Source organism: Stenotrophomonas sp. JC08 (assembly GCF_052180205.1).
Taxonomy (GTDB): Bacteria; Pseudomonadota; Gammaproteobacteria; order Xanthomonadales; family Xanthomonadaceae; genus Stenotrophomonas.
In genome coordinates, this window is sequence record NZ_CP197473.1 from 1,202,001 (window position 1) to 1,215,342 (window position 13,342).

General features: G+C 66.5%; 13 protein-coding genes. All 13 read right to left on the reverse strand.

Translation table 11 applies throughout. From position 1 onward, the window contains the following. Window positions 1-2: 2 nt before the first annotated feature. Complete coding sequence (locus tag ACSBPQ_RS05430) at window positions 3-524, reverse strand: DUF2271 domain-containing protein (protein ID WP_442684022.1); 522 nt, start codon at window positions 522-524, stop codon at window positions 3-5. A gap of 65 nt (window positions 525-589) precedes the next feature. Beyond that, window positions 590-1,204, reverse strand: coding sequence for a PepSY-associated TM helix domain-containing protein (locus tag ACSBPQ_RS05435; RefSeq protein ID WP_442684520.1), 615 nt, complete (start codon window positions 1,202-1,204; stop codon window positions 590-592). A 355-nt stretch (window positions 1,205-1,559) separates the two neighbouring features. After that, on the reverse strand, window positions 1,560-3,977 hold the full coding sequence (locus ACSBPQ_RS05440) for a TonB-dependent receptor domain-containing protein (protein WP_442684023.1): 2,418 nt from the start codon (window positions 3,975-3,977) through the stop codon (window positions 1,560-1,562). Between the two features lie 124 nt (window positions 3,978-4,101). Beyond that, a complete protein-coding gene (locus tag ACSBPQ_RS05445; protein ID WP_442684024.1) occupies window positions 4,102-4,563 on the reverse strand; it encodes a hypothetical protein in 462 nt (153 codons plus the stop codon). 41 nt (window positions 4,564-4,604) lie between these two features. Then, window positions 4,605-5,342 carry a tetratricopeptide repeat protein gene (locus tag ACSBPQ_RS05450; protein ID WP_442684026.1) on the reverse strand — a complete coding sequence of 246 codons (738 nt, stop codon included), beginning with the start codon at window positions 5,340-5,342 and terminating at the stop codon, window positions 4,605-4,607. Then, the gene (locus tag ACSBPQ_RS05455; protein WP_442684027.1) at window positions 5,327-6,019 is read right to left on the reverse strand and encodes a Fe2+-dependent dioxygenase; all 693 of its coding nucleotides are present in this window, start codon (window positions 6,017-6,019) and stop codon (window positions 5,327-5,329) included. Before ACSBPQ_RS05455 ends, ACSBPQ_RS05450 begins: the two co-directional genes overlap by 16 nt. Before the next feature lie 51 nt (window positions 6,020-6,070). Further along, window positions 6,071-8,356 (reverse strand): TonB-dependent receptor, encoded by a 2,286-nt coding sequence (locus ACSBPQ_RS05460; protein WP_442684028.1) that lies wholly within the window; start codon window positions 8,354-8,356, stop codon window positions 6,071-6,073. A 129-nt stretch (window positions 8,357-8,485) separates the two neighbouring features. Further along, window positions 8,486-8,908, reverse strand: coding sequence for a hypothetical protein (locus ACSBPQ_RS05465; protein ID WP_442684029.1), 423 nt, complete (start codon window positions 8,906-8,908; stop codon window positions 8,486-8,488). Window positions 8,909-9,063: 155 nt separating this feature from the next. Further along, window positions 9,064-9,396 (reverse strand): Rieske (2Fe-2S) protein, encoded by a 333-nt coding sequence (locus tag ACSBPQ_RS05470; RefSeq protein ID WP_442684030.1) that lies wholly within the window; start codon window positions 9,394-9,396, stop codon window positions 9,064-9,066. Continuing rightward, the gene (locus tag ACSBPQ_RS05475) at window positions 9,393-9,929 is read right to left on the reverse strand and encodes a GNAT family N-acetyltransferase (protein ID WP_442684031.1); all 537 of its coding nucleotides are present in this window, start codon (window positions 9,927-9,929) and stop codon (window positions 9,393-9,395) included. Before ACSBPQ_RS05475 ends, ACSBPQ_RS05470 begins: the two co-directional genes overlap by 4 nt. Window positions 9,930-10,046: 117 nt before the next feature. Then, on the reverse strand, window positions 10,047-11,303 hold the full coding sequence (locus ACSBPQ_RS05480; RefSeq protein WP_442684032.1) for a cysteine desulfurase: 1,257 nt from the start codon (window positions 11,301-11,303) through the stop codon (window positions 10,047-10,049). After that, complete coding sequence (gene sufD, locus ACSBPQ_RS05485; RefSeq protein WP_442684033.1) at window positions 11,300-12,562, reverse strand: Fe-S cluster assembly protein SufD; 1,263 nt, start codon at window positions 12,560-12,562, stop codon at window positions 11,300-11,302. Before sufD ends, ACSBPQ_RS05480 begins: the two co-directional genes overlap by 4 nt. Then, complete coding sequence (gene sufC, locus ACSBPQ_RS05490) at window positions 12,562-13,326, reverse strand: Fe-S cluster assembly ATPase SufC (RefSeq protein WP_442684034.1); 765 nt, start codon at window positions 13,324-13,326, stop codon at window positions 12,562-12,564. The genes sufD and sufC overlap by 1 nt, the downstream gene beginning before the upstream one ends. Window positions 13,327-13,342: the final 16 nt, after the last annotated feature.

Consider the following 13,342-nt stretch of genomic DNA (forward strand, 5'->3'; position numbering starts at 1 on the left):
GATCAGGGTTTGACGGCAAGGGTGACGGTGCCCAGCTCGGAGGTGCCCTGGGCACGACCGTTCTGCGCGCTGCGTGCCGGCCAGCTGAAGGGGATCTTGACCAGTTCGCGCCCGCCGACTTCGCGCACGGCTTCCACCACCAGCGTGTACTGGCCGGCGGGCAGGTCACGCAGCTGCGGCTGACGATCATTGAAGCTGAGCGGGTGCTTGCCGACCGGACGGGTCGGGCCGGTCACACCGTCCACCGGCACCTGCAGGGTGCGGCCGCTCTTGCGCCACCACTGGCGCAGGTCCGGCAGCCACTTGGTGCCATGGCCTTCGGCGGTGTCCTTGAGCTGGTACCAGACCGACAGGTTGGCGGCGACCTTCTGGTCCGCGCCTTCGATCCACACCGCCACATACGGGCGGTGATATTCGGCCACGTTGAGCTTGGGCACTTCGACGTTGACGTTGAGGCTGGCGGCGTAGGCGGCCGGGGTAGTGGCGATCAGGCCGCTCAGGGCGATGGTCAGGGTGACGCGCATGGTGCGACTCCGGGGAGGAAAGCGTTCGTGGAAACTTCGATCAGAAACTTCGATAAAAAACTGGGTCAATGGATCAGCAGCAGGGCGATCAGCAGCGGAATCAGCAGGCCCAGACCGACCAGCGGCCAGGTCATGCGCCGTTGCCGCGCATGCAGATGCAGCAGGAACAGACCGGTGATGCAGAACACCAGGCAGGCCACCGCGAACAGGTCCAGGAACCAGCCCCAGCCCGGGCCCGCGTTGCGGCCCTTGTGCAGATCGTTGAAATACGAGATCCAGCCGCGACGGGTTTTCTCGAATTCCACCGCACCGGTTTCGCGGTCGATGCTCAGCCACGCATCGCTGCCGGGGCCGGGCATGGACAGATAGATTTCTTCCGGCGACCACTCGGCCTCACGCTTGCCGATGGAGACATCCAGCTCGCGCGACAGCCAGTCGGCCACCTTGCCCGGCAGCGGCGCGTTGCCTTCTTCGCGGCTGCCCAAGGCCTTGAGCATCGGCGCGGATAATTCGATTTGCTGGTTCTGCACCTGCGGCGTGGCCTCGATTTTCGAGGCGTGGTTCAAGGTGATGCCGGTGAGGGAGAACAGCAGCATGCCGATCAGGCACACCGCCGAGCTGATCCAGTGCCACTGGTGCAGGGTGCGCAACCAGAAGCCACGGTTGGCCTGTTGCTGCACGGCGTTGGCGGAAGCGCGTTCGGAAGACAAGTGGTGGGGCAGGCGGTGATCAGGAAACCCGGATTACACCATGAATGAGAATGATTCGCAATTTGTTTCTTTTCGCATATCACACTGCGGACGCACATTCCGCAGCGGCCTGTGGCAGTCGCAACGCGCGCCTGCACAGTGCTGCAGCGGGAATGCCTCAGCGGCTTGCATGACAGCCGTGATTGGCGCGAAGGACTGCTCCTGCGGGAATGGGGCCGCGGGACGACCGGGGCTGCGCAGGTTGTCGGCGGTGGTGCCGGTAGCGGGACTCAAAAAGTAAAAGCCCGCCTAGGGGGCGGGCTTTTTCCTGAGTGCAGCAACCGCCTCAGAAACGGGCGTTGAACGATACCCAGAAGCTGCGGCGCTGTTCCTTCACCGCGTAGTCGTCCACGCAGCTGTACTCGGTGTCGGAGGACAGCACACAGGATTGCGCGACGAAGTCCTTGTCGAACAGGTTGTTGATGCGGCCGTTGACGGTGAGCCAGTCGTTCGCCTTCCAGCTGGCACCGAGGTGGAAGGTGGTGTAGTCCTCGTAGTAGCGCACGGTCGAGCTGCTGACGCCGCCGACATTGGAGACCAGCGTGTCGCGGTAGCGGTCGTAGCGGCCTTCGCCGATCAGACTCAGGCTGATGCGATCGCTGGCCTGCCAGGTCAGGTTGGCGTTGGCCATGTGCTTGGCCGGGTTGCCCGCGATCGGCTGGCCACGGGTAGCGCCGCTGGTCTGCTCGCTCTTGGTGAAGGTGTAGTTGCCGCGCAGCTGCAGCCTGTCCAGCAGGTCGACCTGGCCGGCCAGTTCGACGCCACGGGTCTCGGCCTTGTCGATGTTCACGCTCTGGCTGAAGGTGCTGTAGCCCAGCGCCGCCCAACCGGGGCCGACGTCCACGCAGTAGCTGCCGTCGGCCGGCGCCACCTCGCAGTTGGCGAAGACGCCGCCGCTGGCGATCTTGTCGTCGAACTTGTTGAAGAACGCGGTGGCGTTGACGTTCCAGCGCTGGCCTTCGTAATAGGCGGCCACTTCATAGTTGGTGCTGGTTTCCGGCTTGAGGTGCGGCGAGCCGACCAGCGGCAGCACGCCCTGGCCGCCGAAGCCGACCACGCCGGGGAACAGCTGGTCCGGGCGCGGAGTCTTGTAGCCGGTGCTGATGCCGCCCTTGATCGTCCAGGCGTCGTTGGCCTCCCACACCAGGTAGGCGCGCGGGCTGGTGTGGCTGCCGAAGATGTTGTGGTCGTCGTAACGCACACCCAGCGTGGCGGTCAGGGTGTCGGTCAGCGCCCAGTTGTCCTCGGCGAACACCGACCACATGCGGTGCTTCTGCTTGACGTTGTCACGGTAGCCGCCGCCATCCATGCCGAACACGCCGTCGGTCATGTCGGTGTCGTTGTACTGGCCGCCGATGGTGAGCTGGTGGTCGCCCAGCGACATGTCCAGCTTGCTGTCCAGCACATAGCCGTCCAGCTCCATCGTGCGTTGCGGGCGTGGCAGGAAGCTGGACAGGCGCGCCAGTTCGTCGGCGTTGAGCACGTCCAGATTGCCGGAGGTCATATTGCAGTGGGCGGCCTGGCCGCGACGCGCGCACACATCGTTCCACAGTCCCTGCAATTGTGCGCGCTCGTCCAGCGTCAGCGGCAGCGAGCGGCCCAGGTTGTTGGTGGTGTGGCGGGTCAGGCTGGTCTGCCAGGTGCCGAACTCGTAGCGGCCCTGATGGGTCAGCGCCAGCTGGTCACGCTCGTAACGCTGCCAGGCGGTGTAGCCCACGCGCGGCTGCACCACGCGGCGGGTGAGGGTGCCGCTGCCATCGGGATCGGGGATGGTCGCGTTGCCGCTGCGCCACAGGCTTTCCAGGCTGTCCAGGGTGCCGGTCTGGCCTTTGCGGTTGTCGTACTTCTGCCGCGAGACATCGTAGTCCAGCCAGAATTCGTTGTTCTCGAAGGCGGTCAGGTTCAGGCGGATGCCGGTGTTCCAGTTGGTGTTGGCCACCGCCTTGCCACCGCCGCCGAAGCCCAGGCTGCGTTCCCACATCGAGCCGTCCGGCAGCGGCAGCGCATCCCACTCGGGCATCGATTCATCGGCATCGTAGTAGCTGCCGCGGATGGCCACGCCCAGCGTGTCCTTGAGCAGCGGCCCGGTCAGGTACAGGTCGGTGGTGCGGGCGTCGCCGAACTCCTTTTCCTGCTGGACGGTGAAACCCTGGGTGATCGAGCCCTGCCACTGGTCCTTGTTGCGACGGGTGATGATGTTGATCACCCCGCCCATCGCATCGGAGCCGTACAGCGTGGACATCGGGCCACGCACCACTTCGATGCGCTCGATCGCATCCAGCGGCGGCAGGTAGGCGAACTGGCCGCCACCGAAGTTGTTCGGATACAGGCTGCCGACGTTGCTCTGGCGGCGGCCGTCGATCAGCACCAGCGTGTATTCCGAGGGCATGCCGCGCATGGAGAGGGTGGCGCGGCCGTTCTTGTCGGTGGTTTCCATGCCCACGTCGATGCCTTCCACGTCGCGCAGGGCGTCGATCAGGCTGGTATAGGGACGCTGGGCCAGTTCCTCGCGCGAGATCAGGCTGATGCTGGCCGGGGCTTCGGCGATCTTCTGCTCGAAACCGGTGGCGGTGACGACCACCTTGTCCAGCGTGGTGGGTGCCCCGTTGCCGTTGGCCTGCGCGCTGGCACTGAGGGCGGCGAGCACGGCGAGGCCGAGCAGGTGGCGGGAAGCGGACAGGGAACGGCGATGGCGCAGGGCCATGGGATTACCTCGGATTTCGGAATGCGGGAGGTGCGCGCCGCGCCACGGGCGGAAATGCGTGTGGGGGCTGCGACGGAAAGGGGTAAGGCGTGCGGGTTGATCCGGTCGGTGGACCGGGCCCGGCTCAGACCAGCGGCGGCGCCTGTCCGCGTTGCTGTCGCCGGCCGGGTGCCGGGCGGGCGATATCGCTGGTCGCGGCCGGGACCCGCGCGTTGGCCGGGGAGGCCGGCAGCCGGGAAACCAGCAGCGGGTCAGCCGGTCTTGCGGAGGCTGCAGGGGTGAGGCGCGGCTTGGCAACCCGGCGCAGCGTGGCGGGATTTTCTTGCGCCAGGGAATTCCCGTCGCCGGGCAGGTCGGTGCCGGTTGCCGAAGTGCTGATGCCCACAGGCGCGGACGTGGTTGCCTGCGTGCCGTCCTGCCACAACGGGGTCGGCAGTGCGAACAGAAGCAGCAGGCCCAGCAGCATCACCTGTACGGCGATGGCTGCGTGCGTCGCGGTAAGCGGGTGCTGTGGGCGTTGCGGATGCTGCACGTGAATCCCCTGATGGTATGGCGGGCGCGCCGGATGGGTGTTGCGCGGCAGCATTGTAGATGGGATTCGTTTACTTATGCAAATGAGAATTGATATCAACAATGACGGGCAGTCTGATCTGTGACGAGTGCCCGTATCTGTGGATGCGGCGAGGCCGCCAGCTGCGGCCGGATCTGCGCCAGAAACGCCGGGCTGCCGTGCGCCAACGCCATGACCAGCCACTGCGCGGCGTCCTCGATCCGGCCGGCGGCCAGCAGCAGCGAGGCGTGGCTGGCCTGGCCGCGGAAATCACCCGCCTCGGCCGAGCGCCGATACCAGTCCGGAGCGGCGGCCGGATCGGCGACCACGCCGATGCCGTCCTCCAGGCACCGGCCGACCAGATTCATCGACTTGGCATGGCCGCTTTCGGCCGCACGCCGGTACAGCGCGTACGCGGCGGCCTCGTCCTTGCCAACGCCACGGCCGGTGGCCAACAGGTTGGCAAGGTTGTACATGCCCCAGTCCAGCCCGTTGTCCGCGGCCTGCCGGTACCAGACCGCGGCCAGCTCGAGGTTTACCGCTGTGCCCTGGCCCAGCTCATGGCAGCGCCCGAGCTGGTTCATCGCCAGTGGCAGGCCGCCGTTGGCGGCGCGTTCGAACCAGGCCATGCCGGCCCCGGTGTCGATCTGGCAGGCGCGGCCTTCCATGCAGGCCTGGCCGAGTACGAACTGCGCCAGCACGGCACCGTCCTGTGCGCGCCGCTGCAGTTCGGCCATGACCGCCGCCGGATTGTCGGGCAGCTGTTGCAGCAGCGCCTGCAGTTCCTGTCCGGCTGCGCTCACGCCTCGGCCCATTGCCGCAGCAGGTTGTGATAGACGCCGGTCAGGCTGACCAGCGAGGGGTGTTGTGGATGGTCGTGGGTGAGGCGACGGATCGACAGATCCAGCTCCCACAACAGGCGGCGATGGCCGTCGTCGCGGACCATGCTCTGGGTCCAGAAGAACGCCGCCACGCGTGCGCCGCGGGTGACCGGGGTGACCTGGTGCAGACTGGTTCCGGGGTACAGCACCATGTGGCCGGCCGGAAGCTTCACCCGCTGGTTGCCGTAGGTGTCCTCGATGACCAGCTCGCCGCCGTCGTATTCGTCCGGATCGGACAGGAACAGCGTCGCCGACAGATCGGTGCGCACCGGCTGCGGCTCACCGGCGCGGCTGATGTGGTCGTAGCGGATGGCGTTGTCGACGTGGAAGCCGAAGGTCTGGCCTTCGCGGTAGCAGTTGAACAGCGGCGGATAGATCCGTCGCGGCAATGCGGCGGCGAAGAAGGTGTTGTTGCGGCCGAGTGCGTCAAGAATCAGCGAACCCAGCGCCCGTGCGGCCGGGTCCGATTCGGGCAGCTGCAGGTTCTGCTTGGCCTGCGCCGACTGGTAGCCGGCGGTGGCCTTGCCGTCGGCCCAGTCCGCTTCCTGCAGGCGCTGGCGGGCCAAAGCGACCTGTTCGCGCGTCAATACGTCGGGGATATGCAGCAGCATCGGGTTGCCTCGTGGACGAGGCCCCCGGCGCGGAGCCGGGGGCGGGTCGGGTCAGAATTTCACATTGAGCGCCAGCGTGGCCGCGCGCCCCGGGGCGATGGCCGCGTAGTGCGAGGCGTAGGCCTTGGTGAAATAGGTCTTGTCGGTGAGGTTCTGCAGGTTCAACTGCAGGCTGATGTTGTCCTGCAGGACGTAGCTGGCCATCGCGTCCCAGCGGGTGTAGCCGGGAATCCACTTGGTGTTGGCGACATCACCGTACTGCCTGTCCGAATAGGTGGCGCCGGCGCCCAGGGTCAGACCGAACGGCAGCGTGTAGCTGCTCCACAGGCTGGCGCTGTGCCTGGCGGTGTTCGGGAACAGGTTGCCGTTGTTCGGCGAGGGCACATAGACCCCGCCCGGACAGGTGCGGCCCACCGGCGCCGCGCAGACGTAGCCGATGTCCTTCAGCTCCGAATCCAGCCAGGTGTAGCCGCCGTACAGGCTCCAGCGGTCGCCGAGCTGGCCGGTGAAACCGATCTCGGCGCCATTGATCGCCTTCTTGCCGGCGTTCTGGCTGGTGCCGTTGTCGATGGTGACGCGGGCGTTGTCCATCACCGTGTGGAATGCCGCCGCGGTCAGGTTCAGGCGGTTGTCGAACAGGTCCCACTTGGTGCCCAGCTCGATGTTGGTGGTTTCCTGCGGCTTGAGATCGGCCACTGCGGTGGTCAGGCCGTCCGAGCCGTCGCCGCCATCCATGCCCGGCGGCGTGGAGGAGGTGCCCCAGGACAGGTAGATGCTGCCGTTGGCGGCCGGCTTGTAGACCACGCCAGCCTGGTAGTTCACAAAGTCGCTGTCATGGCGCACCCGCGTCGGTGCCTGGCCGGCGACCGGCGTGACCAGCTCGGTGGAGAAGTCGTCATAGCGCAGGCCCAGATTGACCGACCACTGCGCAGTGAACTCGATGGTGTCGAACAGGTAGGCCGAGCGGGTCAGGGTGGTCTGCCGCACATCCAGCGCCTTGTCGCTGCGATAGAGCAGATGGCTGGCCGCCCATGGGTCGTTCGGGTTCGGATTGTCGAAGTCGGTGCAGTTCCAGCCGGTGGCCGCACCGGTGGTCGGGCAGCTGGTGCCATTGGTCAGCGGGTTGTTGGTGCCCGGCGACATCAGGTAGCTGCCGCGGCGCATCTTCTCGTCGCTGTATTCCACGCCGGCGCTGTAGCTGTGCTGCAGTGCGCCGGTCTCGAAACGGCCGGTCAGGCTCAACTGGTCGACAAAGCTCTTCACATCGACCGCGCGGCTGTTGGTGCGGCGCCACAGCGTGCCGTACAGGTTGGGATTGCCCTTGCTGTCGTCCGGCTGGGTCCACAGGTAGTCGTTGCTGGTGTTGCCCAGGCGCGCGATGTTGCGCAGCTTGTGGCCGCCGAAGTCGTAGCTGGCGTCCAGCGTGCTGATGTCGGCGCGGGTGCGCTGGAAGTCGCGCTCCTTCAGACCGTAGTAGTTGTTGCGGTCCGGCACCAGCGGGCTGCCATCGCCGTTGAGGCCGGCATTGGGCGAATTGGCCGGGAACGGATTGCTGTACGGGAAGCCGCCGGCGTCGGGCAGGTCGTCGGTTTCCATGTGGTAGTGGCTGGCGATCAGCTGCGCCGGGCCGTTCAGGCCGAACGCGATCGATGGCGCGATGCCCCAGCGGCTGACATTGGCCGCATCACGGCCGGCGATGTCGGACTCGTGCTTCATCAGGTTCAGGCGCGTGGCGATGCCGTCGCCGAGCACATGGTTCGCATCCACGGTGCCGCGCGCGTAGCTGTCGGTGCCCACGCCCATGCTGGCGCGGGTCTCGTTCTTCAGCTTCGGGGTCTTGCTGACCAGATTGAGGCTGCCACCGCCCGAATCGCGACCACCGTAGGCCGAGCTCGGGCCCTTGACCACTTCCACCTGCTCCAGGTCGAAGATCTCGCGGGTCTGCGAGCCGACGTCACGCAGGCCGTCGACGAAGATGTTGCTCTGCGAATCGAAGCCGCGGATGAAGGGGCGGTCACCGGTCGGGTTGCCGCCTTCGCCGGCCCCGAAGGTGATGCCCGGCACCATGCGCAGCGCATCCTGCAGGCTGGTCGCGCCGGTCTCGCTGATCAGCTTTTCCGGGACGATGGATACCGACTTCGGCGTGTCCAGCAGCTCGGCGGTGAACTTCGGTGAGGACGGGTTGAACCAGCTGCCGCGGACCTGCACGCGATCCAGATCGGTGGCGCTGCCCGATGCGGAATCGGCGTTCGCGTCGTCGGGTGCGGCATGGGCGGCAAGTGGGCTGCCGATGGCGAGCAGCAGGGCGGAGGTCAACGGAGTACGGATGGAATTCATGGAGGAACTCTGGAAAAGGGAAAGCGGCAGACGGCCTGGCGGTGCGACGGCAGGGTCAGCGCGATGGGAGCCGGTAGGCGCGGCAGCAATGGCGATACCCGCGACGGGGGCGGCGGGTGGAGGCTGGATTCAGGCCAGTGGCGGGGCGTTGCCGGGGTTGAGCAGGCGCAGGTGCGGATCCAGCGGATAGGCCTGCTGGCGGCAGCAGGCACGCCTTACCCCGGTTTCGGTGGCGGCCGCATGGAGCACGTCTTCGGTACGAGGCGGCGATGCGCCGGTGTCGGCCGGCACGGCCCGGCGGAGGCGCTGGCGCAGGGTACGTAGGGTTTCCAGTTCCGACTCGGCCGATGCGATGGCGACCACCGGCAACGTGTCCGGCAGCTTCCCGCCGGGTGTCTGCAGCGCGATGGTGAGGCTGTCGGCAGCGGTGGTGCCGGGAGTTGCCATGTCGGGCAAGGCCGGCAGGGACGAGGCGGCCACTGCCAGGACCAACAGGACGCCACCCCACAGCGCCGCTTGCCGCACGAAGGCGGAGTGGAGGACGACAGCCATGGAGTGCAGGCGGAGCACGGGTGGGCGGAGGCCGAATCGTCGCGGGTTGCGACAGACCTATATCTTATTGAGAATTGTTTGCGTTCGCAATGCGATTACGGCTGGCGATGTATTCCACTGGCTCAAGTCAGCGGCAGTGGTTTCTGCCGGGGGACTCAGTCGCGGTTGTCGCGGGCCCAGATGCCGCCGTTTTCACGCTTGACCGGGAACTTCGGCACCGGGGTGTAAGCCGGGGCGCACAGCGCGCTGCCATCGCGGATATCGAAACGGGCGCCATGCAGGATGCATTCGACACTGCCTTCGACCGGATTGATGGCACCGGCGGACAGTTCGAACTCCTCGTGGGTGCACTGGTCCTCCAGCGCGTACAGCTCGCCGTCCAGATTGAACACGACGATGGCGGCATCGGTCACCTCATCGAAGGCGGTCTTCATTTCACCGGGCAGCAGTTCCTCGCTGGCGCAGATGAAGGTCCAAGTCTCGCTCATGCAACGGCTCCCAGGGGCTTTTCCAGTATTTCGAATTGCAGGTCATCGCGCTTGGGAATGCCGAAGCGCTCATCGCCGTACGGAAACGGCTTCTTGATGCCGGTCCGGACATAACCACGACGTTCGTAGAAGGCGATCAATTCCTCGCGGCAATCGATCACCGTCATCTGCATCGTCGGCAACCGCCACTGCGTGGCGACGAACTGCTCGGCATGGTGCATGACCTGCTTGCCGACACCGCCGCCCTGCGCCTGCGGGTTCACCGCGAACATGCCGAAATAGCCGTGACCGTCCTCATCGGCGATATGGCAGCAGGCCATCAGGATGCCGGCCTGCTCGGCCAGCAGGATCACGCTGCGTGGACGGTTGAGGTCGGCGGTGATCGCCTCCGCGTCCACGCGCTGGCCATCGAGAATGTCGGCCTCGGTGGTCCAGCCGGCGCGCGAGGCGTCACCGCGATAGGCGGAAGTGACCAGTTCGATCAGCGCCGGGATGTCGGCTGCGGTGGCGATGCGGAAGGTAAGCAGGTCCATGTGCGCATTCTAGCGGTCGCGGCACCGATGGGGTTTGCGTGGCGCCACTGCTGCGGGCGGGGCGTGGTACAGCCGGGGCCGCATTGCACGTGCCCCGGCGCGGAGATCGTCAAGGTCTCAGCCCAGCAGGGTGCGGACCTTTTTCAGCGCGGCCATGAACGCCTCGATTTCCTCATGCGTGTTGTAGAACGCCAGCGAAGCGCGGCAGGTAGCGGCCACGCCGAAATACTGCAGCAGCGGATGCGCGCAATGCTGACCCGAGCGCACCGCCACGCCCTGCAGGTCGAGCAGGGTGGCCAGATCGTGGGAATGTGCACCTTCGATCTGGAACGACACCACCGCCGCCTTGTGCGGAGCGGTGCCGAAGATGCGCAGGCCGTCGATGCGTTGCAGTTCCTCGGTGAGGTGGGCCAGCAGTTCCTGCTCGCGGGCGGCGATATGCTCGCGACCCCGTGATTCCAGATAATCCGCCGCCACGCCCAGGCCGATGAAGCCGGCGATGTTCGGGGTGCCGGCTTCGAACTTGTGCGGGGCATCGTTGAACACGGTGCCGTCGAAGCTGACTTCCTTGATCATCTCGCCGCCGCCGAGAAATGGCGGCATTTCCTGCAGCAGCTCGCGGCGGGCCCACAGCGCGCCGGTGCCGGTCGGACCGCACATCTTGTGGCCGGTAATGGCGTAGAAATCGCAGCCGACGGCGGCGATATCCACGCTCAGGTGCGGAGCCGCCTGCGAGCCGTCGATAACGGTGGTGATGCCGCGCTTGCGCGCCTCACGGCAGATCTCGCGCACCGGGTTGATGGTGCCCAGCACGTTGGAGACGTGGGTCAGCGCCAGCAGCTTGACCTCGGGCGTCATCGCCGCATGCAGCGCGTCCATGTCCAGGCTGCCATCGGGGCTGATCTCGGCCACGCGGAGGGTGGCGCCGGTGCGCTGGGCGACCAGCTGCCACGGCACGATGTTGGCGTGGTGTTCCATGCGCGACACCAGGATCACATCGCCGGCCTTCAGTCGCGGCAGTGCCCACGAGTAGGCCACCAGGTTGATCGCGAAGGTGGTGCCGCTGCACAGCACCAGTTCGTTGGCGCGCACGTTGAAAAAGCGTGCCAGCTTGGTGCGCGCGCCTTCGTAGGCCTCGGTGGCCTCGCTGCCCAGTGCATGCACCGCGCGGCTGACATTGGCGTTGTAGCGGCGGTAGAACTCGTCCACCGCGCCGATCACCGACACCGGTTTCTGCGCGGTATTGGCATTGTCGAAGTACACCAGCGGCTTGCCGTTGACTTCCCGCATCAGCAGCGGGAAATCGGCACGCACACGCTGCCAGTCGGGGGCGCTGGCCGGCGGACGGATCAGGCGCGGGGAGGAGAGGTTCATGCCATGCCTGCCTGCTGCAACGCCTGGTCCAGATGCCGGGTCAGGGTGCCGGTAAGGTCGGCCGCCACTGCGGACAGCGGCTCATGGCAGAACGCGGCGCTGAGCATGGCGCGCGCCTGCTCGGCCGGCAGGCCACGCGAGCGCAGGTAGAACAGCGCGTTGTCATCGAGCTGGCCCACGGTGGCGCCGTGGGCGGCCTTGACCTCCTCGGCATCGATCACCAGCGTCGGCTGGGTATCGATCTCGGCATCGGCCGACAGCAGCAGGTTCTTGTTGGACAGGTTCGCATCGGTGCCATCGGCGCCGGCACGGATATGGATGCCGCCATGGAACACCACGCGGCTGCGGTTGGTGGCCACGCCGCGCCACACCAGTTCGGCACTGGTATCGCGGGCGATGTGCTCGATGCCCAAACGGGTGTCGATATGGCGCCGTCCGTTGCCCAGCAACACGCCATTGGCGGTGACGTGGGCGTTGTCGCCTTCCAGCCGCACGTTGAGCTCATGGCGGCTCAGCGCGGCGCCCAGTTCCAGATCGATACGACGGTACTGTGCATCGCGGGCCAGCACCGCATCGGTGCGCAGCAGCGATGTCGCACGTGCGCTTCCGGCCTGCACGCGGGCATGCGCGAGCACCGCGTCCTGGGCGAGGTGCACGTGCACCAGCGTGTTGTCGAAATGGGCGTTGTCGCCGGCCTGCAGGTGGTGCTCGACCAGGCCCAGCGAAGCACCACGCCGCAGCTCGACCAGATGGCGGTGATGCCAGGCGTGGTCGGTGCTATCGGTTGCACTGACGAATACCAGATGCAGCGGGACTTCGCTGACGATGCCTTCTGCCACCTGTACCAGCACGCCTTCATCGGCAAGTGCGGCATTGAGCTGGGCGAACACCTCATCGGCACGCTCGAAGCGGCGATCGAGGAAACGCAGCGCCTCAGGCTCCTGGTCCTTCACCGCGGAGACGGTACGTACCTGTACGCCGGCATCAAGGCCGGTCAGGTCGCTGTGCGTGGTGCAGGGGCGGCCATTGACGAACACAAGCCGTGGCGAGGGAATACCCGCCAGCAGCGCGGCATCGATGGACGGTGCCTGCAGCGGCGCGGCGCTGAACGTGCGACGTTCGAGCTGGCGCAGCGAGGTGTACTTCCACGCCTCGTTGCGGGCGCCGGGCAGACCGGTGCGCAGCGCGGCATCGAGCCGCTCGCGGCGTTCGTCATTGCCGCAGAAGCCTGCGGCCAGTGATTCCAGGAGCGCGCTCATTACTTGACCGCCTCGCGCACCACGCGGTCCTTCAGGAAGTCGTAGCCGTGCGCTTCCAGTTCCAGCGCCAGTTCCGGGCCGCCGCTCTTGACGATGCGGCCTTCGCCCAGCACATGCACGAAGTCCGGCTTGATGTAGTCGAGCAGGCGCTGGTAATGGGTGATGACCACGAACGAGCGCTCCGGGCTGCGCAGCGCGTTGACGCCGTCGGCCACGCTCTTGAGCGCGTCGATGTCCAGGCCGGAATCGGTCTCGTCGAGGATCGCCAGCTTCGGTTCCAGCACGGCCAGCTGGAAGATCTCGTTGCGCTTCTTCTCGCCACCGGAGAAGCCTTCGTTGACGCCACGGTGCAGCAGCTCGTCCTTCAGGTGCAGCACCGCCAGCTTCTGCCGGACCAGCTTCAGGAACTGCATCGAATCCAGCTCCTCTTCGCCGCGCGCCTTGCGCTGGGCGTTGAGCGCGGCGCGCAGGAAGTAGGTGTTGTTCACGCCGGGGATTTCCACCGGGTACTGGAACGCCAGGAACAGGCCGGCGGCGGCGCGCGCTTCCGGCTCCAGCTCCAGCAGGTTGCCGCCTTCGAACTGCACGCTGCCGTCGGTCACTTCATAGCCTTCGCGGCCGGACAGCACGTTGCCCAGGGTGGATTTGCCGGCGCCGTTGGGGCCCATGATGGCGTGCACTTCGCCGGGCTTCACGTCCAGTGACAGGCCCTTGAGGATTTCCTTGCCGGCAATGCTTGCGTGGAGGTTTTCGATCTTCAGCATGAGGGTGCGTTCTTCA